The sequence below is a fragment of the Ornithinibacillus californiensis genome (assembly GCF_001038485.1).
Classification (GTDB): Bacteria; Bacillota; Bacilli; order Bacillales; family Amphibacillaceae; genus Ornithinibacillus; species Ornithinibacillus californiensis.
Genome location: NZ_LDUE01000025.1, coordinates 19,756 through 39,882 on the forward strand (window position 1 = coordinate 19,756; position 20,127 = coordinate 39,882).

The 20,127-nt window shown below is 34.4% G+C and carries 24 protein-coding genes and 2 pseudogenes; 10 read left to right on the top strand and 16 right to left on the bottom strand.

What is annotated here, in order from left to right:
• Positions 1 to 93: 93 nt before the first annotated feature.
• The 6 genes from lgt to TE34_RS06720 form a co-directional block, all read right to left on the bottom strand.
• Complete coding sequence (lgt, locus tag TE34_RS06695; RefSeq protein ID WP_047984061.1) at positions 94 to 945, bottom strand: prolipoprotein diacylglyceryl transferase; 852 nt, start codon at positions 943 to 945, stop codon at positions 94 to 96.
• A gap of 159 nt (positions 946 to 1,104) precedes the next feature.
• Positions 1,105 to 1,314: a copper chaperone CopZ gene (gene copZ / locus TE34_RS06700; RefSeq protein ID WP_047984062.1), complete on the bottom strand. Its 210-nt coding sequence runs from the start codon at positions 1,312 to 1,314 to the stop codon at positions 1,105 to 1,107.
• A gap of 28 nt (positions 1,315 to 1,342) precedes the next feature.
• Complete coding sequence (locus TE34_RS06705) at positions 1,343 to 3,727, bottom strand: heavy metal translocating P-type ATPase (protein ID WP_047984063.1); 2,385 nt, start codon at positions 3,725 to 3,727, stop codon at positions 1,343 to 1,345.
• Between the two features lie 13 nt (positions 3,728 to 3,740).
• Complete coding sequence (locus TE34_RS06710) at positions 3,741 to 4,043, bottom strand: metal-sensing transcriptional repressor (protein WP_047984064.1); 303 nt, start codon at positions 4,041 to 4,043, stop codon at positions 3,741 to 3,743.
• A 144-nt stretch (positions 4,044 to 4,187) separates the two neighbouring features.
• Entirely contained in the window at positions 4,188 to 5,246 is a 1,059-nt protein-coding gene (locus TE34_RS06715) for a C39 family peptidase (protein WP_047984065.1), read from the bottom strand.
• Positions 5,247 to 5,542: 296 nt separating this feature from the next.
• Positions 5,543 to 6,175, bottom strand: coding sequence for a nitrite/sulfite reductase domain-containing protein (locus TE34_RS06720; protein WP_047982415.1), 633 nt, complete (start codon positions 6,173 to 6,175; stop codon positions 5,543 to 5,545).
• A gap of 225 nt (positions 6,176 to 6,400) precedes the next feature.
• Between TE34_RS06720 and TE34_RS06725 the strand changes: the two genes are divergently transcribed.
• Entirely contained in the window at positions 6,401 to 6,916 is a 516-nt protein-coding gene (locus tag TE34_RS06725; RefSeq protein WP_047984066.1) for a spore coat protein, read from the top strand.
• A 380-nt stretch (positions 6,917 to 7,296) separates the two neighbouring features.
• Here the strand turns inward: TE34_RS06725 and TE34_RS06730 are convergent, their stop codons facing one another.
• From TE34_RS06730 to TE34_RS06740, 3 genes are all read right to left on the bottom strand, one after another.
• The gene (locus TE34_RS06730) at positions 7,297 to 8,778 is read right to left on the bottom strand and encodes a multicopper oxidase family protein (RefSeq protein ID WP_047984067.1); all 1,482 of its coding nucleotides are present in this window, start codon (positions 8,776 to 8,778) and stop codon (positions 7,297 to 7,299) included.
• 86 nt (positions 8,779 to 8,864) lie between these two features.
• The gene (locus TE34_RS06735; protein ID WP_047984068.1) at positions 8,865 to 10,232 is read right to left on the bottom strand and encodes a sensor histidine kinase; all 1,368 of its coding nucleotides are present in this window, start codon (positions 10,230 to 10,232) and stop codon (positions 8,865 to 8,867) included.
• Positions 10,210 to 10,923 carry a response regulator transcription factor gene (locus TE34_RS06740; protein ID WP_047984069.1) on the bottom strand — a complete coding sequence of 238 codons (714 nt, stop codon included), beginning with the start codon at positions 10,921 to 10,923 and terminating at the stop codon, positions 10,210 to 10,212. The genes TE34_RS06735 and TE34_RS06740 overlap by 23 nt, the downstream gene beginning before the upstream one ends.
• Before the next feature lie 134 nt (positions 10,924 to 11,057).
• Here TE34_RS06740 and TE34_RS06745 point away from each other — a divergent pair, with 134 nt between their 5' ends.
• Complete coding sequence (locus TE34_RS06745; RefSeq protein ID WP_047984070.1) at positions 11,058 to 11,297, top strand: hypothetical protein; 240 nt, start codon at positions 11,058 to 11,060, stop codon at positions 11,295 to 11,297.
• 483 nt (positions 11,298 to 11,780) lie between these two features.
• Here TE34_RS06745 and TE34_RS06750 read toward each other — a convergent pair whose 3' ends face one another.
• From TE34_RS06750 to TE34_RS06760, 3 genes are read right to left on the bottom strand one after another with little or no spacing between them, the layout of a single operon-like run.
• Positions 11,781 to 12,230, bottom strand: coding sequence for a GNAT family N-acetyltransferase (locus tag TE34_RS06750; RefSeq protein ID WP_047984071.1), 450 nt, complete (start codon positions 12,228 to 12,230; stop codon positions 11,781 to 11,783).
• A gap of 29 nt (positions 12,231 to 12,259) precedes the next feature.
• A complete protein-coding gene (locus TE34_RS06755; protein ID WP_047984072.1) occupies positions 12,260 to 12,973 on the bottom strand; it encodes a class I SAM-dependent methyltransferase in 714 nt (237 codons plus the stop codon).
• Positions 12,974 to 13,002: 29 nt separating this feature from the next.
• A complete protein-coding gene (locus TE34_RS06760) occupies positions 13,003 to 13,218 on the bottom strand; it encodes a YppG family protein (RefSeq protein WP_047984073.1) in 216 nt (71 codons plus the stop codon).
• A 160-nt stretch (positions 13,219 to 13,378) separates the two neighbouring features.
• Between TE34_RS06760 and TE34_RS06765 the strand changes: the two genes are divergently transcribed.
• Positions 13,379 to 14,176, top strand: a complete 798-nt coding sequence (locus TE34_RS06765) for a DUF2268 domain-containing protein (RefSeq protein WP_047984074.1) — start codon at positions 13,379 to 13,381, stop codon at positions 14,174 to 14,176.
• Positions 14,177 to 14,229: 53 nt separating this feature from the next.
• Here the strand turns inward: TE34_RS06765 and TE34_RS06770 are convergent, their stop codons facing one another.
• Positions 14,230 to 14,484 (bottom strand): hypothetical protein, encoded by a 255-nt coding sequence (locus TE34_RS06770; RefSeq protein ID WP_047984075.1) that lies wholly within the window; start codon positions 14,482 to 14,484, stop codon positions 14,230 to 14,232.
• A 247-nt stretch (positions 14,485 to 14,731) separates the two neighbouring features.
• Between TE34_RS06770 and TE34_RS20610 the strand changes: the two genes are divergently transcribed.
• The 7 genes and pseudogenes from TE34_RS20610 (at position 14,732) to TE34_RS06795 (ending at position 18,238) form a co-directional block, all read left to right on the top strand.
• Complete coding sequence (locus TE34_RS20610; RefSeq protein ID WP_084710649.1) at positions 14,732 to 14,848, top strand: YjcZ family sporulation protein; 117 nt, start codon at positions 14,732 to 14,734, stop codon at positions 14,846 to 14,848.
• A 112-nt stretch (positions 14,849 to 14,960) separates the two neighbouring features.
• Positions 14,961 to 15,038 (top strand): annotated as a pseudogene (locus TE34_RS21420) (YjcZ family sporulation protein); the annotation flags it as partial.
• Positions 15,039 to 15,214: 176 nt separating this feature from the next.
• Positions 15,215 to 16,126, top strand: a complete 912-nt coding sequence (locus tag TE34_RS06775) for a YIEGIA family protein (protein WP_047984076.1) — start codon at positions 15,215 to 15,217, stop codon at positions 16,124 to 16,126.
• A 3-nt stretch (positions 16,127 to 16,129) separates the two neighbouring features.
• Entirely contained in the window at positions 16,130 to 16,336 is a 207-nt protein-coding gene (locus tag TE34_RS06780; RefSeq protein WP_047984077.1) for a capping complex subunit for YIEGIA, read from the top strand.
• Positions 16,337 to 16,442: 106 nt separating this feature from the next.
• On the top strand, positions 16,443 to 16,991 hold the full coding sequence (locus TE34_RS06785) for a spore coat protein (protein ID WP_162200016.1): 549 nt from the start codon (positions 16,443 to 16,445) through the stop codon (positions 16,989 to 16,991).
• 129 nt (positions 16,992 to 17,120) lie between these two features.
• Positions 17,121 to 17,822, top strand: coding sequence for a hypothetical protein (locus TE34_RS06790; protein ID WP_047984078.1), 702 nt, complete (start codon positions 17,121 to 17,123; stop codon positions 17,820 to 17,822).
• A 71-nt stretch (positions 17,823 to 17,893) separates the two neighbouring features.
• Positions 17,894 to 18,238 carry a four-helix bundle copper-binding protein gene (locus TE34_RS06795; RefSeq protein ID WP_047982417.1) on the top strand — a complete coding sequence of 115 codons (345 nt, stop codon included), beginning with the start codon at positions 17,894 to 17,896 and terminating at the stop codon, positions 18,236 to 18,238.
• A gap of 100 nt (positions 18,239 to 18,338) precedes the next feature.
• Here TE34_RS06795 and TE34_RS06800 read toward each other — a convergent pair whose 3' ends face one another.
• From TE34_RS06800 to TE34_RS20615, 3 genes and pseudogenes are all read right to left on the bottom strand, one after another.
• Positions 18,339 to 18,545 carry a YncE family protein gene (locus TE34_RS06800; RefSeq protein WP_047982418.1) on the bottom strand — a complete coding sequence of 69 codons (207 nt, stop codon included), beginning with the start codon at positions 18,543 to 18,545 and terminating at the stop codon, positions 18,339 to 18,341.
• 1,067 nt (positions 18,546 to 19,612) lie between these two features.
• A pseudogene (locus tag TE34_RS21715) lies at positions 19,613 to 19,696 on the bottom strand (YjcZ family sporulation protein); the annotation flags it as partial.
• 102 nt (positions 19,697 to 19,798) lie between these two features.
• Positions 19,799 to 19,903: a YjcZ family sporulation protein gene (locus tag TE34_RS20615; protein WP_083443579.1), complete on the bottom strand. Its 105-nt coding sequence runs from the start codon at positions 19,901 to 19,903 to the stop codon at positions 19,799 to 19,801.
• Between the last annotated feature and the right edge of the window lie 224 nt (positions 19,904 to 20,127).

A 20,127-nucleotide genomic window follows, 5' to 3' on the forward strand; every position in this document is an offset into this window, starting at 1 on the left:
TATACGATTAATGTTTCAACTATTTGAACTAAAAAGAATGTGTTTTCAGGCAACTATTCCTTACCTTCCTTTGTAGCCACTATTTATCTGCTACTATTTCTTTTTTGTATTCTTTTTCTTCTTCGTTTCTACATCCTCATATCGCTTGGAAACAGTTTTATAGCGATAAACGATAAGAATAATAGCCCCAACAATTAGTAATATAGAAATAAACTGTGCGGTACGAAGGTTACCAACAATATATAAGCTATCTGTACGCATACCTTCTATGAAGAATCGTCCGACAGAATATGTGGCTAGGTATGTTAAAAATACTGTGCCACGAATTGGATTTTTTCGACGTAACCATAGTAATAGTATAAGGACGAGGATATTCCAAATTGATTCATATAGAAATGTTGGAAAATATACAGTACCATCAATCCACATTTGATCCATTATAAAATCAGGTAGAACGGCATAATGCATCTCAAGTATGCCTTGATCCATTATTGGACCACCATGTGCCTCTTGGTTCATGAAGTTCCCCCAGCGACCAATTGCTTGCCCAAGTATCAAACTTGGAGCAGCAACATCGGCTAATTTCCAGAACGGAATCTTTTTTACACGAGCAAATACAACTGCAGTCAATACAGCACCAATCAGTGCCCCATGGATGGCAATGCCCCCTTCCCAAACAGCAAATACTTTCCACCATGGTCCACCTGCGTAACGTTCCCATTCAAAGAATACATAATAGATCCTCGCAAATAAAATCGAAATTGGAATTGCGAAAACTACTAAATCAACGAATATATCCTTTTTAAGTCCTAATCGTTCAGATTCTTTCATGGCAATATAGAGACCTAGGAACGCCCCGATTGCAATAATTACCCCATACCAATAGATTGTAAATGTTCCAACTTGTAGAAAGACACGATCAAGTGTAGATGCATCATAATTCATATACTCACTCCTATTCCTGTCCCTTTCTTGGACAATCTTATTTGTTAGAAGTTCAGAAAATACTTCTTAACTAGTTAAACTTTAAAATTTTTTATGTATACAATAACTTTATAAAAAAAGCTGATTTCACAAGAGGAAATCAGCTTTAATCTCTTCATGTTAGGCTACAACATCATAGCCTTGATCCTCAATAGCATTCCGCAAGGATTCTAATGTCACTTTAGATTCATCATAAGATACTGTAACATTACCAGTAGTTAAATCTACCTCAACATTAGATACTCCTTCTAATTCATTAAGGGCACCTTCTACAGACATTTTGCAATGCCCGCATGTCATACCTCTTACATCTAACGTCAATGTTTGCATGTTTTTCACCTCCTTTTAAAGTTTTTGATTACAACTTAACTCTCTTTAATCGAAGCGAGTTAGAAACTACACTTACTGAACTCAATGCCATTGCAGCTCCAGCAACCCATGGTGCTAGTAAACCTACTGCTGCAACTGGAATTCCTGCCGTATTGTATCCGAAAGCCCAGAAGAGGTTTTGTCGGATATTTTTAATCGTTGCATGGCTGATTTTGATTGCTTTCGGTATGAGCAACAGCTCTCCACCAAGAATCGTAAGGTCAGCAGCTTCAATTGCCACTTCTGTACCAGTTCCAATGGCAATTCCTATATCTGCAGTTACTAATGCTGGTGCATCGTTTACACCATCACCAACCATTGCTACCTTTTTACCCTTACTTTGAATTTCTTTGATTTTATCAGCTTTTTCTTCAGGTAACACCCCGGCAATTACTTTGTCGATTCCTACTTGTTTTGCTATTGCTTGAGCAGTTCTTTCGTTATCCCCTGTTAACATGATAACTTCTAAGCCCTGTTCCTTTAGCTGCCTAATTGCTTCAGGTGCAGTCTCCTTGATAGTATCTGCTACCGCAACAATTCCGCGATATTTTCCATCAATAGCAATTAACATCGCTGTTTTTCCTTCGACTTCGTAATTGACCAGTTCTTGTTCAGCACCACCAACATCGACTTGGTGATCTTGCATTAACTTTCGATTCCCAACAAGAACTTGTTTTCCAGCGAGTCTAGCTTCAATACCATGCCCAGGTATTGCATCAAATTCATCCACTTCAACAAAATCAATATCTTTTTCTGTTGCGTGTGCAACAATTGCTCCTGCAAGTGGATGTTCAGAACCTTTTTCAGCACTAGCTAATAATTGTAATGTTTCATTATCACCAGTAAAATCCGTTACCTCTGGTTTACCTTTAGTGATGGTTCCTGTTTTATCAAGAACAATTGCCTCTAACTGATGCGTTCTCTCTAGATGTTCTCCACCTTTAAAAAGTATTCCGCTCTCTGCGGCTTTACCTGTCCCAACCATAATCGATGTTGGTGTTGCGAGTCCTAACGCACAAGGACATGCAATAACAAGCACAGCAATTGCTGAAACTAATGCAGGTTCAATTTGACCGGGTTGGACAAACGCTATCCATACAATAAATGTCAGAATAGCAATCACTACTACAATCGGTACGAAATAGCCAGAAATAATATCAGCCAAACGTTGAATTGGTGCTTTCGATCCTTGTGCTTCTTCCACAACTTTAACAATCGATGCTAGGGCGGTATCTTTCCCTACTTTTGTTGCTTCCATTTCAATAGAACCATTTTTGTTGATTGTAGAGCCGATTAGGCTAGCGTTTACTTCCTTTTCAATTGGAATAGATTCACCAGTAATCATCGATTCATCGACAGATGTTCTTCCCTTTACAACGATACCGTCTACAGGTATCTTCTCTCCCGGTTTTACAACTAATCGATCACCAACAACAACTTCGCTGGCAGGAATCATAATTTCTTCGTCATTTCTAATTACACGAGCTTCTTTTGCTTGTAAATTAAGTAAAGAGGATAGTGCATTCGTCGTCTGGCTTTTTGCTCTCATTTCTAAATATTTACCAAATACAATCAGCGTGATTAATACAGCACTTGTTTCAAAATATAAATGTGGCATATATTCTGTATTGCCTATGGTCTTAAATGCTTCATATAGACTATAGAAATAAGCAGCACTTGTACCTAATGCAACAAGCACATCCATGTTCGCTCCACCATTACGTAGATTCTTATAGGCTCCTACATAAAATTGCCATCCAATGATAAATTGAACGGGTGTTGCTAAAGCAAATTGGAACCATGGATTCATGAATATGTCGGGTAAACCCCAACCGAAGAAATGAACAAACATGGTTAATAATAATGGGAAAGAAAGGATGGCAGAAATAATTAGCTTATTTTTTTGCCGTTTTAACTCCTTCTCCTTATGTGACTGCTTTTCTTTGTTTTCTGCTTTCGGCTTTGCATCATAGCCAATATTTTTGATTTTCTTAATCAAGGCTTCTACATCGACTAATCCAGGATTATATTCAATCGCTGCACTTTCTGTTGTTAAATTTACGGATGCCTTTGAAACGCCTTCTTGTTTGTTCAGAACCTTTTCTATACGAGTAGAACAAGCTGCACAAGTCATTCCAAACACATCTAGATCAACTTTCTCTTTTAAAACTCCATAACCGATATTCTCAATTTTCTTTGTAATATCATCAAGAGAAGATTTTTCTGGATTGTAATTAACAGATGCCTTTTCTGTAGTTAAATTAACCTGTGCTTCCACGCCATCTATTTTATTTAATGTTTTTTCAATACGATTGGAACAAGCAGCACAAGTCATACCTGTTATTCCAAGTGTTGCATGATTTTTCTCACTCACAGTAGTTCCCTCCTTACTTGGAAAATTGTTTTAAAACTTCCATTAATTCCTCAATAGTTTCCTTACCTTCACCTTGTCTAACCGCATCACTGACACAATGATTGATATGGCGTTCTGTGACAGCAAACCCCACATTTTTCAAGGCAGATTGAATAGCACTAATTTGTACTAATATATCTACACAATAACGATCTTCCTCTACCATTTTTTGTATCCCGCGAACTTGCCCTTCAATTCGCTTCAAACGATTGATGACAGTTTGCTTTTCATTTTTCGTTCTTGGTGTTGTAGGATGTTCATGTAAGAATTTATCCAAATGAATCACTTCCTTATATTTTATAGTTATACTATACCCCCCTATCGTATAGTTGTCAAATGAAAAGGGTAATATTTTTTATGGTTTTGATCAAAGTTAAATTAATATGTAGGCATTTTGTAGATAAGTGAATTTTAGAGTTTATTAAAGTATTACCATTGCATGGCTACCTGCCTTCCCATAAATTTCAAAAAATTGATCTGAATCATATACTACTTGTCCTCTTAATGGATCCATTGCATAGACAATCTCCTCACTGAATCCAGTTAGAACAACTGTGTGTGAATTAGTAGGCACTTGAAGTATTTCATTGGTTCCTTTTATATACCAAGAAAAATTTTTATTTGGTTCCGATAAGTCTCTTGTCGTCCATACTATTACTGGCGTGCCTTCTTTAAGATACTTCAAAATCTCATCGCGTGTGCTTCCACTAATATCTTTTGAATTGTTTTTTCCATCGCTACTCTTGATGAATTCATTTGCAGTTCGAACAATCGGAGGTGCATAACTAAAGAATCCACTTTTACTTCTTGGATCACCAGCATAAGCATCATATGGATTTACTCCAAACAATTTATTATTAATTTGTGAAAAAGGGACTTTAGGTAAATATTTTTCTGCAAGCTCCATTTTAGTTGTCTTATAGCCATAATAATCAAGTACAGAAGCTAAAGCTGTAACTTCACACCCATTAGGTAATTCTGGATACTGCAATATCGTATCTAAAGACAATTGAAGATTAGTAATGATTATTTCTTTATCTTCTGTTCGTTCATAATCTTTAATATAGCTTGGGACATCATTATTAATTGTAACCCGATCATTTTTCTCACTAAATTCCACTACATATTGTTCCTTATTTAATACATAGGGCTCCATTACATTAGTTTGGGTTATTTTATATGTTTTATCAAAATAAAGTAAATTGGATATCGCCATACCACTAGAGTCTGTATATAATACTTCGACAATATTATCTGTCTCCAAATCTATTATTCTAAATTCACTGTTTTTAATCGGGAATCCATTTTTTGCATCAACGCTAAAAATCTTTAATTTACCTTGATCTTTATCAAGAAATTCATAAATTGTATCGTAAAGTTTATTACTATGTATGCTTATTAAAATAATTAGAGAAGATAGTAAAAAAATGATAGTTGAGTTCCTTAATATCAACTTTTTTACTACTTTTTTTCGATTCATCGTCTCCACCCCTGAAACCATCAATTAATGAAATAAACAAAAATAACATTTTTAAACAACTCTAATTAATAAAGAAATTGATGCATCGCCTGATGATATACAATATGGGTTTGATTACCGCTTACCAATCAATATAACGAATCTTTATCAAGAAAGTTTGCAAAAATAATATTTTGTCTTCAGAAATCCACTAAAAAAGTCGTGCACACTTAGTAAGAATACACGACTTTTCCCGGTTCATTTATATAATTGTATATAGATTACTTTTTCTATTTTCTCCACGTTCATCTATTCTTTTAAACTAAATTAAGTTCTTCCTTAATTTGTTCAATCCCAAATCGATCAACAAATCTATAAAACTTTTCTCTCTTTTTTCCGTTTTCTCGATAGATAACTAGAATTTTATCAGCAAGATCATATAATTCGTCTGGTTCTAGATTCGCCTTAATCAATTTTCCCGATTTTATATCTCTTCCTTTTGAATATCCTCCAATATATAGCTCATACGTATCTTGATCCTTCATTACACCTATATCATTTATCAAGGGTTCTCCACAACCGATTGGACAACCAGTATATGCAGGCTTCAATGTAAAGGGTACTTCCTGACCAGCTATTCGACGATTTAATTCTTTTGCAACAGGCATCCCCTCTGCTTCTTCCCCTTTACAAAAGTTACAAGTGCGTAAACTTTTTACATAGTTTCCTACCTTATAACAGGCTAATCCAACTTCCTCAAATTTTCTTTTTACACTCTCTACCTCTTCTTCAGGAATTTGAACAATCAGCTGTTGTAAAGTAGTCAACTCAATCTCGGAATCTTCCACTAAATACTCACCTAATACAACTAACTGTCTCGGATTAAGTTTTGCTCCAAATCCAATCCCACCATTAACTGCTAACTGTATATACCCTTTTTTTACAAACATTATATGTCAATCCCCTTTTCGATTCCTAATTTATCATAGTATACCCCTGTATAGTATACAGTATTTTATGCATCTTTGTGAAGTTAATTTAATACCTATCACTTAAGTTACATGTAGTCAACAGTCTCTTGTAATTACTTAATATTGCCCAAATTTAATAGGCGTTAACACATTTCATTAAATTCCATACATTATAGTGAATTTATTATAATGGAAGGTGATAACATGAAAGGTTTGCCGGCTATTGACATAGGCTTAATGATAGAACATTTATCCACCCATGAAGGAATGATAAAAAAATTAGAAATATACCGTATGAAAGTAAGAAGTGAAGAATTAAAAGATACAATTGATCTCCAAATCAAAGTAATGCGTGCACATGTTGAGGTTATGCTGTCGTTAATTAATCCACAGAATGACGATTATGTTGAGGTACCTGATTTAAGAAATGCTAGTCTAAATAACTATCAAACGGCAATAGATGAACATGTAGGTTACAATGACAAATGGATTGCTTTAGAAGCAAAAGCTTCTACTAAAATGATATCGGGTGAAAATTATACTGCTGCCTTAATGATGAAAGACAATAATGTTAGAAATGCACACGTTGAAATGGCCTTACAACAATTAGAGATTCAAAAGAAGTATTCTGAGTTTATCAAAAGAATGGGATGGGAATTAACGCTTGGTATAAGTAATAAAAAACAAGAACTTGCCTACCAATTTTATAATCAGGTTTAATAAAATTAAATTAATTAGTTAATCCCCTCTTCTACCATTAGTCTTGCAAAATGTAACGTAATTGAAATAGAACCAAACTAATATTAACAATTGGTACTTTATGATTAAAAGAACAAAATCGCCAAAATACCTATATCACGACCCAAGTGAGAACTATTGACTCGGGTCTTCTTTCGCTTCAATCATAGTGCCATTACAGTATGGATACCGAAGTAGAACTTCTCCCTTTCGTTTTTATACATACAAAATTATCAAACAATCACAAGACTTTATAATTTAATAAACAACAATGAAACGAAATTTACGCGAATATTACCCGTTTCTGCTGTAGTTAATACGGATATTTTTGCCTTCTAAACCTAGACTTTTTTCCAGTTAGCCTAATCCACTTTGAATTGTCCCATCATGCCTGCATCCTCATGTTCAAGGATATGACAATGATACATAAACACACCAGAATGATTAAATGTAGCAATCGCTCGGACTTTTTCCCCTGGATATACAAGAAAAGTGTCTTTCCAGCCAGTTTCATTTGGTGGTGGTGGGTTTCCATCACGATCTATAATCTGAAATTGAACACCATGTGCATGAAATGGATGGGCGATACCTCCCATCATTCCCATACCGCTCTCATTGGAAATTTCCCAAATCTCTGTTTCATGTAAATTTACTAGTTCGTCTATTCGATTTATATCCATTTGCTTACCATTGATATTTACTCCAGGTCCCATTCCTTGAAAAACAAACTCTCTCGTCCTAACTGCATCCTCAAGATCAATCTTTTCAATTGAAGCTAATTGATCTGGTATCTTGAACTGATTTTCACTTTCACCATTAACAATAAATTTCATAAACTCTAATCCTTGATTAGACATCTGGACGATATCCCCATTATTGTAATCGGAAAAATCAACTAGAATTTCTGCCCTTTCTGCGGAGCCAAGTTTGAGTTCATCCATCTCTATTGGCTTTTCAAGAAACCCACCATCACTGGCAATTTGATAAAATATTTGGTTATTATCAAATCCTAATTCATAGACACTTGCATTGGAACCATTTAATATACGAAGCCTCATCATGCCTTTAGGAACTTCCAAATATGGGTCAATCGCTCCGTTTACAAGTAATGTATCACCTTGTAGTCCTTGCATTACATCATGCATTCCTAAATCATATTGAAAACTACCATCCTCATTAAATCTCTTATCTTGAATAATAAGTGGAACATCATTGACTCCGTAGTCTTTTGGAACTTCCAAGTGATCGGAAACCTCATCCTCTATGAAAAATAATCCTGCAAGTCCTTTATATACCTGTCTTCCAGTATTTTGTTCTGGATGTGGATGGTACCATAGAGTAGCTGCAGACTGTTCTATCGTAAATTCTGGGGTCCATGATTTTCCGGGTTGAATCCCCGAATGTGGTCCTCCATCGTCCTCTCCATCCACTTCAAGACCATGCCAATGAATTGTAGTAATTTCATCTTCAAGATTATTCTTAACCTTAACCGACACTTCTTCTCCATTTCGAACCCGAAGAACTGGGCCTAAATAATCACCATTGTACCCCATTGTCTCCGTTTTTACTCCTGGAACAAATTCCTTGGTTGCGTTTTGAGCAGTTATTTGAAATTCTGCTTTATTTGGATCTGGATTTATATCCTCTAACATTGGTGGGATTGGTAAAGATGACTCATTTACTTTATTCGATTGATTATAGGTATTGTTACCCGACTCATTCATTGGATTCATCGGCAAATTAGGGGATGTCCTAAACATACCCGGACCTTGTACGAAAAAGAGGAAATATCCTACCAAAACAATCACTAATCCTGCTACAATGATATTTAGATATTTTTTCAATTCCTTTACCTCCTGGTTGTAAATAAGATGGTTCCAAATGTAATTTCAAAATTATTTCAGATAATGTCTAATCTATCCTATCATTTCTAATATTTAGGGAAGAAAACCGTAACCTCCGTTCCAGCATTTAATTTACTTTCAATTTTAATTTTCCCCTGATGTGCATCTACCAAAGCCTTCACAATGGACAATCCAATACCTATTCCACCTGTTTTTCTGTCCCTGGATTTATCACCACGATAGAACCTTTCAAATAGATAAGGGAGATCCTCCCTCGCAATTCCAATACCCTCATCTTTAACAAATAATCCTAGATAATCATTAGAATCCACCATCTTAACAAATACTTTTTTCCCTACAGGGGTATATTGAAGTGCATTGTTTATTATATTCGTTAAAACTTGTACAACACGGTCACGATCTGCATTAAACCAATATTCCTTTGTAGGCTTTTGAATGTTTAATTGAACTCCTTTTTCCTGAAATACCCGTGTAAATTGTTCTTCCATTAAGCAAAGTAATTTTCCTACTTCAATATTTGTTTTGTTCAACTTTATTTGTGGGTTTTCAGCGGCAAGTAATCCTTCCAGTTCATTCACAAGACGAACTAACCGCATCAACTCATCGTGGCTTTGCAGCAACCTTTTTGTAGTTGGTTCAAATACCCCATCAAGGTACGCTTCCATCTGACTTCTTAACGTGGCAAGCGGGGTTCGTATCTCATGAGCAAAATCTGCAGTAAACTGTTTCCGATGTATTTCTTCTTTTGACAATGATTCAGCAAGTTGGTTAAATGATTCACCAACTGGTCGCATTTCATCTGTTAATTCATTTACTGCTACACGTGTTCTCCAATTATGTTCTTGTAATTCCTGAATCGCTTTTGATAATTTTTGAAATCCACTTGTCAGGTGTTTAGAAAATAACAGACTAAACAATAGAGCTAATACCACAGTAACAACAATAGCAAGATAAATATTCGATTTTATTGTTTCTAAAAAAGCAATATCCTCGCCTACCAATTCCTTTGGAAAGTATACTTCCATACTTCCAATATAATTATTATCAAATGTTAGGTTATAAGAAATCGTTTCGAATTCGGTATCTTTTTCAACATCCGAATTCATTCCCATGCTCTCCATCATCCCGAGCATCATTGTTGTATCAGCTACTAATTGTCCATCTACATCATAAATTTTATAAAATAGTTCTTCTGTCATAGCTTGTTGATGTATTAAATTACTTATCTGATTATCAATAAGTTCCCCTGATTCCTCATAGGATTTAATTGCCTCTTTCTCAATTAACGAACTACTTTCCTCTCTACTATTTTGTAAATATTCATTAAAGTGATCTTCAAATCCCCACAATACGGAAAAGCTTGTAAGAAAAATGCCAGAGAGTGACACAATTAAAAGGTAAATTAAGATTTTAGAACGTAGTGTCAGATTCATTAAGCGTTCCTCCAAACTTATACCCCATCCCAAATACAGTCAAAATATATCTTGGATGACGAGAATCAGCTTCTATCTTTTTCCGGAGGTTTTTTACATGTGTATCTATACTTCGCTCATACCCTTCAAAATAAGCACCATCCTCCTGAATCTTTTCCAATAAATCCAATCGACTATAAACTCTTCCAGGATAACTTGCCATGGCAACCAACAGTTTATATTCAATGGGAGTAAGTGATATTAACTTACCACTTAATTCTATCTCCTTTTTAACAAGGTCTATTTTTAGCTTTCCATTATTAAACGATATTTTGTTTCCTTTATCGACTTTATTTACCCTTCGTAAAATTGCCTTTGATCTTATTACGACTTCTCTTGGACTAAACGGTTTCATTACGTAGTCATCCGCACCAATAACAATTCCGTTAATCAAATCGTCTTCTGCTGATTTTGCTGTTAACATAATAATAGGAACATCACTTTCTTTTCTCGTTAATCTACAGACCTCTTCACCTGATATATCCGGCAACATAAGGTCTAAAATAATAATGTCTGGGTTATTCCCTTTTATTTTTCTTAAGGCTTCTATACCATTTGAGGCTAAAATGATTTCCCATCCCTCTTTTTCAAAGTATGCTTCCAACACTTCAAGAATTATTTTTTCATCGTCAACGATAAGGACTTTGGTCATGTTAAATCACCTCTTTCTATTTATAGTACCACCTTATTGAATAAAAAAAATAATCTTCACAACTTCCACATAAGTTCTTCATAAAATCTCCATTTCTGAAAGGTATGATTCAGATATGAAAGGAGATGTTATAAATGAAAAAATTAGTAATAGGAGTGTTAACTGGAGCAGTGCTATTAGGGGGTGCATCCTTTGTTGCAGCAGAATCAAATGGTGATGATTTCTACAACTTTGAAGAAATGAAACCTTATATCGAACAGATGCATCCTAACTTTTCACCAGAACAACAAGAGGAAATGTTTAATGCTTGTCATGGTGAAGATGGCTTGATGCAAAACAGTAAGGAATTCCGAGGTATGATGAATAATTTATAGTTTAGCGAGGTGATTCCATATGATGGGGATGATGGGCATGATGGGCTACGGATTACTGGGATGGATACTTAACCTACTAGCTATCGGTATCGTTGTATATTATGCCACCAAATTAGCATTAAAAAATAAAAAGGATTAAAGTAATCATTTTTATGAGAAAGGAGTGACTAAAACTAGTCACTCCTTTCTTTTTCTCTCAACAACAACAACTTTTATCTCTAATCCCATTTGGTATACTAGAAGACCAAGAAAGGGATTTAAAATGGACAAAAAAATACGGAAATAGTCAAGCAAAGGTATAATCCAATTTCAGGTTAGTTCGACATTATGGAAAATATGATGCCGGAAAAGTAGCAAATGAGTTACTCCAAAAGGCGCAAGGGAAAGAACTGGAAATAAGATTCGGTAAAGGGGCGGAACTACAATATTTAGTGTTCAATTAAAATAGTAACAAGTTGCATGATTTCTATTATTAACAAACAATTAAGAGTTTCGATTCAAATCAATCTCCAACAGTGTGGAAACTTCTTGAAAACCAAGTTTCTTATAAAGTTTCTTGGCCTGATTTCCTGAAAAAACATTTAATTGAACATTTGTATAGCCCTCTTCTCTTAATTTTGTTAATGCTTCCTTACATAGTTTTTCAGCTATTCCATGTCCACGATAGATTGGCATTACATAAAGTTCAGAAATATAACCTATTACTTTTTCCAAATAGTAATCAAAAATACTACCTATTCCAATCCACCCTTTAATTTCGTCATTTTCAATGTAAATGAGATAGCTACCCCCGTCTGCCATAAATGGAGATACCATTTTATCCGCATTTCTCTGGGTGGGAGTTATTCGTTCGTTAGTTGATTCTCTTAATACTTCCATTGAATGGCTAAGAATTACTTTTATATCATTGTATGTTGCTTTTCGTATCGTCAAATGACATCCCCCCAAGCAATTTATAATTGTTAAATATTACATCGGAATATCCGAAATCCTAAGCTATCTCGATATAAATCAGTAAAATATTCATGTTTCTTTAGAATATAAAAACAATCATCAGGAATATTTTCAGATAGCGAAAATTCTGCAGTATTATCCAAATCATTCAGTTCATTTTTTAATTTAACTTTTTCAACATTTACCTGTCCAAACCCATTTGCTCGAAAGATAGTTATCCAATCATTTTCACTTAAAAGATGAGATACTTCATAAAAATCTTGGATTTCTGTCCGTGCTTCATTTGATAATTCTCGCTCGCATACCATTTCGATTGCCAATAATACACCGCATGATTTGAGGACTCGTTTAACTTCAGATATGGATTTAGAAGTATTGGTAAAAGCTAGTACAGACTCTGAAAGAATTAAATCAAATGATAGATTCTCGAACGGAAGATTTTCTACATACCCATAGACAATATCAATAGATAAGGAAAGCTCTGAAAATCTTTCCCTTGATTTTTCTAACATCACATAATTTGAATCAAACGCTGTAACATCACATTCATATTGGTTGGCTATATAAGCCGATGTCTGTCCCGTACCGCATCCAATATCAAGTACTTTTATAGTTTTATCTATATCTTCCTTTAATAGAATATCCTTTGTAAGTTTAAGTCCCCCAGGATGTGCTCCACCAACTCCTAGCAAAGACAAACAATTCAAATATGTTGGTTTCATAGTAAATCCCCTTTTTTGCAATTTAGTTGCTATCTTTTAATAAACTTTGAAAAAAATGGACTTACTTGATTATAAACATCCATTATCTTCTTTCCGGTTACCATAACCTTATCAATATCTATATCCCCTTCATCATTCTGAAAACTAGACAACAAACCGGATTTATTGGGAATCTGTTTTCTTTTTATTTGCTGTGGTCTAGGTGGCAAAATTGGCATTGGTCCTCTTGGTCTTTCTGGAAACATATCCGGAACACCTCCATTACTGTTTATTTTAAAGTATTCCGATAAAAAATTCATGGAAAGGTATACGTCTATATATGATTTAGATTCTATACCGAATTCTGAAACGTTTATTTAGTCCATACATACTATAAAGAATAAAAATTAGTTAGGAGTCTATAAGGTGAGTATAATTACAACAGATCAGTGGCTACAAACTGACTACTATCAACCTATTAAAATATGTGAAAATATGAAACAATATTTTCATAATGCTTCTGCAGAGGAAATTTATGAGTATTTAGTCATGCATGGAATGTATCAACCTATACCACAGGGAATTGAACAATTAAGAACATTACAAGAAAATAAGGTATGGAATACAATTAATGAGGAGTTTCTATCACTCCAAAAAGAATGGGAAGGGCCAGATATTCCTATTTTTATTTTTCCTTCAGATTCACATAATACAAGGTTAAAAAAGTTATCCCAAGGAAAGTCTGGTCTAGCATTTAAAGATAAACTTTTTCTATTTATATCCAAAGAAAATACAGAAAAAGAGTTAAAAGCACTTATTACGCATGAATATAACCATGTGTGCCGATTAACTAAATGGGAAAAGGATGAGAAAGACTACGTATTACTTGATACGATTATATTGGAGGGACTAGCAGAAAATGCAGTTTTAGAAAGAGTAGGTAAAGAATATGTAGCAAAATGGACCTCCTATTACACTGAAAATGAACTTAGTCACATATGGCAGGACTTAATTTACCCTAACAGAAATGTTTCGAAATTTGACTTCATACATCAAATGATCATTTATGGAATAGATGATTATCCTAAAATGAGTGGATACTGTATGGGCTATTACCTAGTAAACAAATACTTAAAAGCACTCAAAGTAACCAGTAAAGAATTATTAAGTATGGAGTCAAATACCTTTACACAGTTCCTTTTAGATAATGACGAACAACATTAATAGTTGTATAAAAGAACAAATGGCTTTAATGCATAAGCCATTTGTTCTTCTTCTTACCAAAATAGGAAAGGAATTAAGGCTAGTGTGGCAATCGCACCCAACGCAATTCCATAGCCAAAACCACCATAGCCATAATAACCATAACCAAAACCTCCAAGGTTCCTATTAGGACCAAGTGGTTGCAAATAAACCCTATTCCTAGTAACATTTCGAATTATCCCAGTGTGAACACTACCGTCACGACACCTTATTCTAACAGCCCTTCCTTTATATCGACAACACATTTCATAATGATGAGTAATTGACAAATATTTCACCTCCCAAGTAACTATAGCCACATAACATTGTATGCATAGTGATCTATCTTCTTAAATGACAGATATACCAGGGCATAAGTGGATTTAATTTAAGTAATTTGGAACATTCTCAGCAAAAAAGTTAATGAAGAATAAAATCAAATCATTATTTAATTAATTATTTCTGGGATAATATCCATACCAGAAATAGTGAGCTTACATATAGTAAATGTATATGATTAGGGAGGTGTATTTTTTAATGAGTGATGTTGCTGCAGGTGTAGGTGTAGGATATGGCGGAGGATTCGCTTTGCTTATTGTGTTGTTTATCCTTTTAATTATTATTGGTGCGTCCTACGTGGGATATGGATATTAATGATATAGATTACTAAAAGGTGTGGTGGATTATGGGATTCGGATTCGGTATAGGACCATATGGTGGTGGCGGCCTTGGTTATGGAGGCTACGGATATAATACAGCGGGAACTGGTTATGGAGCTAATGGCTTCGCTTTGATCGTTGTATTATTTATCCTGCTTATCATTGTAGGCGCCGCTTGTTTATAATCTCAACTTTAATGGAGTACAATTCATTTTGTGCTCCATTATAGTTATACGAGAATTCACTCAATTGCACACTGCCATTTATTTGAATGAAAAATGTTGAATGTCTAATAATATTAATGATTACATCAACGGATTTAGAGATATAAACAATATCCCTTTATACAAGGAGGTCCTTTATGGATACTGAAATGATATCCTCTCAATATCTTGTAATGATTGTAACAGGAATTGTTATGGGTACTATGGCTCGTATAATGACTATTAAAGCTGACTACCGGCAATACCCTAGTTATCCAAATGGATATTTAATACATTTAGTTACAGGCTTTGTCGCCGCATCATTAGGGGCAGTTGCAATACCAGCATTAATGACTAAAAATTTTGTTGCTGTAACTTTTCTAACTGTTGCTATTCAGCAGTTTCGTGATGTAAGAAAATCTGAAAGGGAGAGCTTAAAGGACTTAGAAAATACGGAATTCGCATTTCGTGGAGACGCCTACATTGATGGAATATCAAAAACATTTGAATCAAGAAATTATTTCGCATTGATAGTTGCTCTCGTATCATCTCTGACAATTCAAATTGTCAATCTGGAACAAATTTGGTTAAGCATTTTAGCAGCAATTGTTACTGGTGGACTTACTTTTTATATCATCAATCGCTTTTCGAAAGGAAAAAGTGTTGGAGATATAGCGGATGTCAAACAAGGTGAAATTGAAGTAAAAGGATCAGAATTATTTGTCGATGGCATTTATGTTTCCAATCTTTTAGGGAGTGAAAATGCTGCGAAGATGTTCAATGATGAAGGAATAGCAGTAGTGATTAACCCCCACGAAGAACATTTTCGCATTGGACTTGATAACTTTGGACAAAGACAAGCAATACTATTTGAGGCAACAAGGGCATTAGGTGCAAAAAGATACCACTTCAGTAGAAAGGAATACGATGATGGAAGAATCGTTATTACCTTAATACCTATTGCTGGTGATATCAATAAACTAATACATACTGTTAGAAATACCCCTATACTTGAAAGCGTTAAAAAAAGTAGTAAATTGATGAACACAAAATTTATTGGGAGGGAATGATTAATGGGTAGAGAAATATCCCAAAGACCAAATTATCAAGTGCTGGCCATTGTGACATTGCAAAAAGACCGCATACTAGGTGGGTCACAACTTTCATTGTTAGCTAACGATGAGGAACAGCAAAAGCGTATCACACAGGACATTGCTAAAGCAATGAAGGCAGATGTGGTAAAAATGAAGGATGGCGATTATCTCGTTATAAGGGTTTAAAAGGATGAATAGTTCGAATGAGACTGACAATAATAATATTAATCACTAGGTACTATACCTATAAAAGGGAGCTTTTTAAATGTTAAAAACTATAGATGTAGGGCTTATGGCAAATCACCTGTCAGTCCATAATGCACTTATCAAAAAGTTGGAGCTATATGCTTCTAGTACTAAAAATCAACATTTAATTATGTTATTGGAACAACAGGCCGGATTAATGAAAAATCATGTAAATGTAATGAATAGGTTATTAACTCCGGACAATTTGCACCAGGTGTCTTTACCACCAATTCCACAGGTTCCAAGTCATACCCATAATGATTATGCTTCTATTGGTTTAGAGGATAAAGACATTGCGACGGACGCCCAAGTTACAGCATTAGCAATGGCAAACGATAATTTCACTTCAGCACTTAATATGAAAAACCCACAGGTTAAAAAAATTCATGTTGAAATGGCTTTACAACAGTCACAGATAGCTGAACAAATTGGTATGTTAGCACAACAGAATGGATGGATGAGCCACCCTAACGCATCTACAACAGAGCAAGTTGAGGCCCAAAATCCATTACAAGCGAATAATAATCATAACCATATGCCAATTTATCAAAACAAAAACGTTAACACTAACCAACCAAACCAGTTACACCATTAAGAGTAAAAAGGTTAAATAACCCACTTATCAAAAATGTCCCTCCAATTGGGACATTTTTTCTTAAAGAAGTACATCTTATTCTAATTTCTTGTTAGTAATATTCCACATAATAATACGAGGTGAGATAATATGGAACAACATCATCAGCATCATGAAAGCACTATACCAAACCAAAATGTCCTTAATGAAATTAATGTTTCCTTAACATATAGGGATAATATCGTAGAAATTCATTTGGAAAATAATGATGATATCAATAATCCAATTGAATTAGTTGAAAATCATGAAAAATATATGCATCTGATTATAGTTAGTAACGATCTGGAGGAATACTATCATCTACATCCAAAAAAAATAAAAGATAACCATTTTGAAGCAAAAGTTAAATTAAGTGATAGAGGAAGCTATAAGGGTTTTGTAGATATTATTGTTGAAGGAAAAGATTATGTTATAGAACCTATTTCAATAGGTAGAAATCACGCAAATGAATCAATAATGCGATTAGAGCCTGAGTCCGAAAATGAAAAAGAAATAAAAGGATATCAAATTATATTGGAACATGGGCATTTTGCCACCAATGAAAAGGTTGAATTAAAATTCAATTTAAAAAATGCAAAACCCGATCCATATTTAGGGGCATTGGGTCACGTTGTCATTCTTGATGAACTAGCGGAAAGGTTTATTCATGTACATCCAGTATCAAATAATAAAACAATTTTTGAAACGCATTTTGATACAGCAGGAAAGTATAAACTCTGGGCTGAATTTAAAATTGGACAAGAAATTATTACTTTTCCATATGTTTTTGAAGTGATGCAAACCTTACACTAGCCTGGGGTATAAATTTAAATTCTCAGAGAATGCTAAAGGTGTCAAATTTTATTAAAAAGGAGTGTTTATAGATGGGAGTACTAACCAATTCACCAACTAACATGGATCATTGTATTGAGGAATGTTTAAAATGTGCACGTGCCTGTGAGGAATGTCATACAGCATGTTTACAAGAACCAGACATTCAAGCAAGAATTACATGTATTCAGCATCTAAATGACTGTGCTGAAATTTGTTTACAGGCTGCGGCTCTAATGGCTCGAAACAGTCATATGGCTAAAAGCTTTTGTGAACTTTGTGCTTCAATGTGTGAAGGCTGTGCTACGGAATGTGATAAATTCCAAGATGCACATTGCAAGGAATGTGCGGATATATGCCGTGCGTGTGCAAATGCATGTAGACAAATGGCTTCATAAAGTCACACGAAGGAGAAAAACGTTGTCTAAGTGAAAGACAGTCTGTCGAAACCTTCTCGACAGACTGTCTATAGAATTAATTATAGTTTTCCCAATTTTATTATCCTGTTATACTAATTCCATTAGGTACACTTGGCACTTTGATAGTTTTAAGTACTCTTTCTTGTTCCACATCAATTACACTCACAGTATCTTCAAACATGTTGGTTACATACACATATTTATTATCCGGGCTTGAAACGATGCCATGAGAACCACTTCCGGTTTTAATGGTTGTTGTTCCTTTCTCAGTGGAAAGGTCAAGCATAAGTTTATTTTCTTCATATTCATTACCTAGATTTTTTCATCACTTCTTCCACTATCTTGCCCCTATAGCTTTAAGTACATTTATTCACATTCATATTATTTTAACATAAAAATCCAATGGCTTTTATATTGTATTGAAAATTAGTACAGAAAATGGAGGGCGTTTTAGTAACCAAAATATGCAGTTGACAAGAGTTTATGTTAACTTGCTAAACCAAGTGATTACTAAGGTGTATATTCGCTATCATTCCGTGTAAAAATATTATTAAATAAATAAATAAATTAAGCAATCCAATTTTTATGTTAATTGGACTGCTTAAATGATCAATATTTTATACTCCAAAACAGAACCTGTTAGTGTTAAAACCTCTACGATTTTCTATGCGATATAGAAGTTAATAGCATGTGATTTACCCGTTATTTACCTTGTGAAATTACTTTTTCTACTTTTCAATCGAACTACTTACCTAAATACGTCCACTTTTTCTATTCCGTTTAGGTTGCCCCATAGTTCTAAATTATCAAAAATAAAATATCACAATCACACAGAATATGATTTACATTCTTGTGCGCAATTTAAACATATTTGCCCACATTGTTGTGATTCGTGATCAGGAAATTGTAAACATGTATTCCCACATACCTCACAGACATAAGCACAATATTGAGCAAGTGATTTAGATAGTTGTGAATTTCTAGCCAAATATTTAGCCATTAATGTACAAATATCCGCACAATCACGTAATAATTGTATTTGTTTTTCCCTGGAGTGGGACCTATCTACCTTATTAACTAACATACTAACCATGCCTTCACAAGTTTCCTCACAATGTTGTATTGTTTTCAATAAATGATGGGGAGTTATATTAGTGTAAGAATAGTGGTGATGGGATACATCGTGGGTATAATGCATAAATTTTTCCTCCTTTAGATTTCTCGGTTATTTTCCATGTCATTGTATGTAGGGATATTTGTCCTAGGGATTAGGCGTTTTCCTTAATTTAGAACAAAAATAGGCTATCAGTAAGCCTGAAAGCCTATTGTATCGTTCCAATATTTAAGCCGAATCTATAACCAAGCAGCACCTACTATGATTAGAAGGATAAACAACACAACGATAAGTGCAAAGCCACCGCCTGCACCGTATCCTCCGCCAAATCCGGAACCATAACCATAGCCTAGGCCACCACCAAAACCATAACCACCATAAGGTCTTACACCAAAGCCCATAAAAATACTCCTTTCATATAATTATTAATAACCAACATAGGCAGCTCCAACAATGATTAATAATATAAACAAAACAACTAGTAAGGCAAAACCTCCACCATAACCTACTCCTGCAACAGCTTCACTCATGACAACACCCCCTTACCTTTTACACATTTACTATATGATAGATACTAGGTCCTCGTATGGTTCAATACCTAGTAATAGTAATATTGGGCAGATATGGACATTTCTACAATGAATTTTTTAGTAGATAGTAAATTACATAGTGGGTTTGAACATATCTCCACCATCTAAGTGTCTAGTTAATGAACGTTTTAATTCCTTTCATATAAATAATAATAATAATATTA

What these genes read in the sequence shown, in the direction of transcription:
- TE34_RS20610 (WP_084710649.1), top strand. Translation starts at nt 14,732, where the DNA reads ATGAGTGATGTTGCTGCAGGTGTAGGTGTAGGATATGGCGGAGGATTC.
- TE34_RS06720 (WP_047982415.1), bottom strand. Translation starts at nt 6,175, where the DNA reads ATGTTTGTAAAAAAAGGGTATATACAGTTAGCAGTTAATGGTGGGATT.
- TE34_RS06790 (WP_047984078.1), top strand. Translation starts at nt 17,121, where the DNA reads ATGGAACAACATCATCAGCATCATGAAAGCACTATACCAAACCAAAAT.
- TE34_RS06785 (WP_162200016.1), top strand. Translation starts at nt 16,443, where the DNA reads ATGGCAAATCACCTGTCAGTCCATAATGCACTTATCAAAAAGTTGGAG.
- copZ (WP_047984062.1), bottom strand. Translation starts at nt 1,314, where the DNA reads ATGCAAACATTGACGTTAGATGTAAGAGGTATGACATGCGGGCATTGC.
- TE34_RS06760 (WP_047984073.1), bottom strand. Translation starts at nt 13,218, where the DNA reads ATGTTTCCAGAAAGACCAAGAGGACCAATGCCAATTTTGCCACCTAGA.
- TE34_RS06735 (WP_047984068.1), bottom strand. Translation starts at nt 10,232, where the DNA reads ATGAATCTGACACTACGTTCTAAAATCTTAATTTACCTTTTAATTGTG.
- TE34_RS06755 (WP_047984072.1), bottom strand. Translation starts at nt 12,973, where the DNA reads ATGAAACCAACATATTTGAATTGTTTGTCTTTGCTAGGAGTTGGTGGA.
- TE34_RS20615 (WP_083443579.1), bottom strand. Translation starts at nt 19,903, where the DNA reads ATGAGTGAAGCTGTTGCAGGAGTAGGTTATGGTGGAGGTTTTGCCTTA.
- TE34_RS06795 (WP_047982417.1), top strand. Translation starts at nt 17,894, where the DNA reads ATGGGAGTACTAACCAATTCACCAACTAACATGGATCATTGTATTGAG.
- TE34_RS06780 (WP_047984077.1), top strand. Translation starts at nt 16,130, where the DNA reads ATGGGTAGAGAAATATCCCAAAGACCAAATTATCAAGTGCTGGCCATT.
- lgt (WP_047984061.1), bottom strand. Translation starts at nt 945, where the DNA reads ATGAATTATGATGCATCTACACTTGATCGTGTCTTTCTACAAGTTGGA.
- TE34_RS06800 (WP_047982418.1), bottom strand. Translation starts at nt 18,545, where the DNA reads ATGCTTGACCTTTCCACTGAGAAAGGAACAACAACCATTAAAACCGGA.
- TE34_RS06775 (WP_047984076.1), top strand. Translation starts at nt 15,215, where the DNA reads ATGGATACTGAAATGATATCCTCTCAATATCTTGTAATGATTGTAACA.
- TE34_RS06740 (WP_047984069.1), bottom strand. Translation starts at nt 10,923, where the DNA reads ATGACCAAAGTCCTTATCGTTGACGATGAAAAAATAATTCTTGAAGTG.
- TE34_RS06745 (WP_047984070.1), top strand. Translation starts at nt 11,058, where the DNA reads ATGAAAAAATTAGTAATAGGAGTGTTAACTGGAGCAGTGCTATTAGGG.
- TE34_RS06715 (WP_047984065.1), bottom strand. Translation starts at nt 5,246, where the DNA reads ATGAATCGAAAAAAAGTAGTAAAAAAGTTGATATTAAGGAACTCAACT.
- TE34_RS06725 (WP_047984066.1), top strand. Translation starts at nt 6,401, where the DNA reads ATGAAAGGTTTGCCGGCTATTGACATAGGCTTAATGATAGAACATTTA.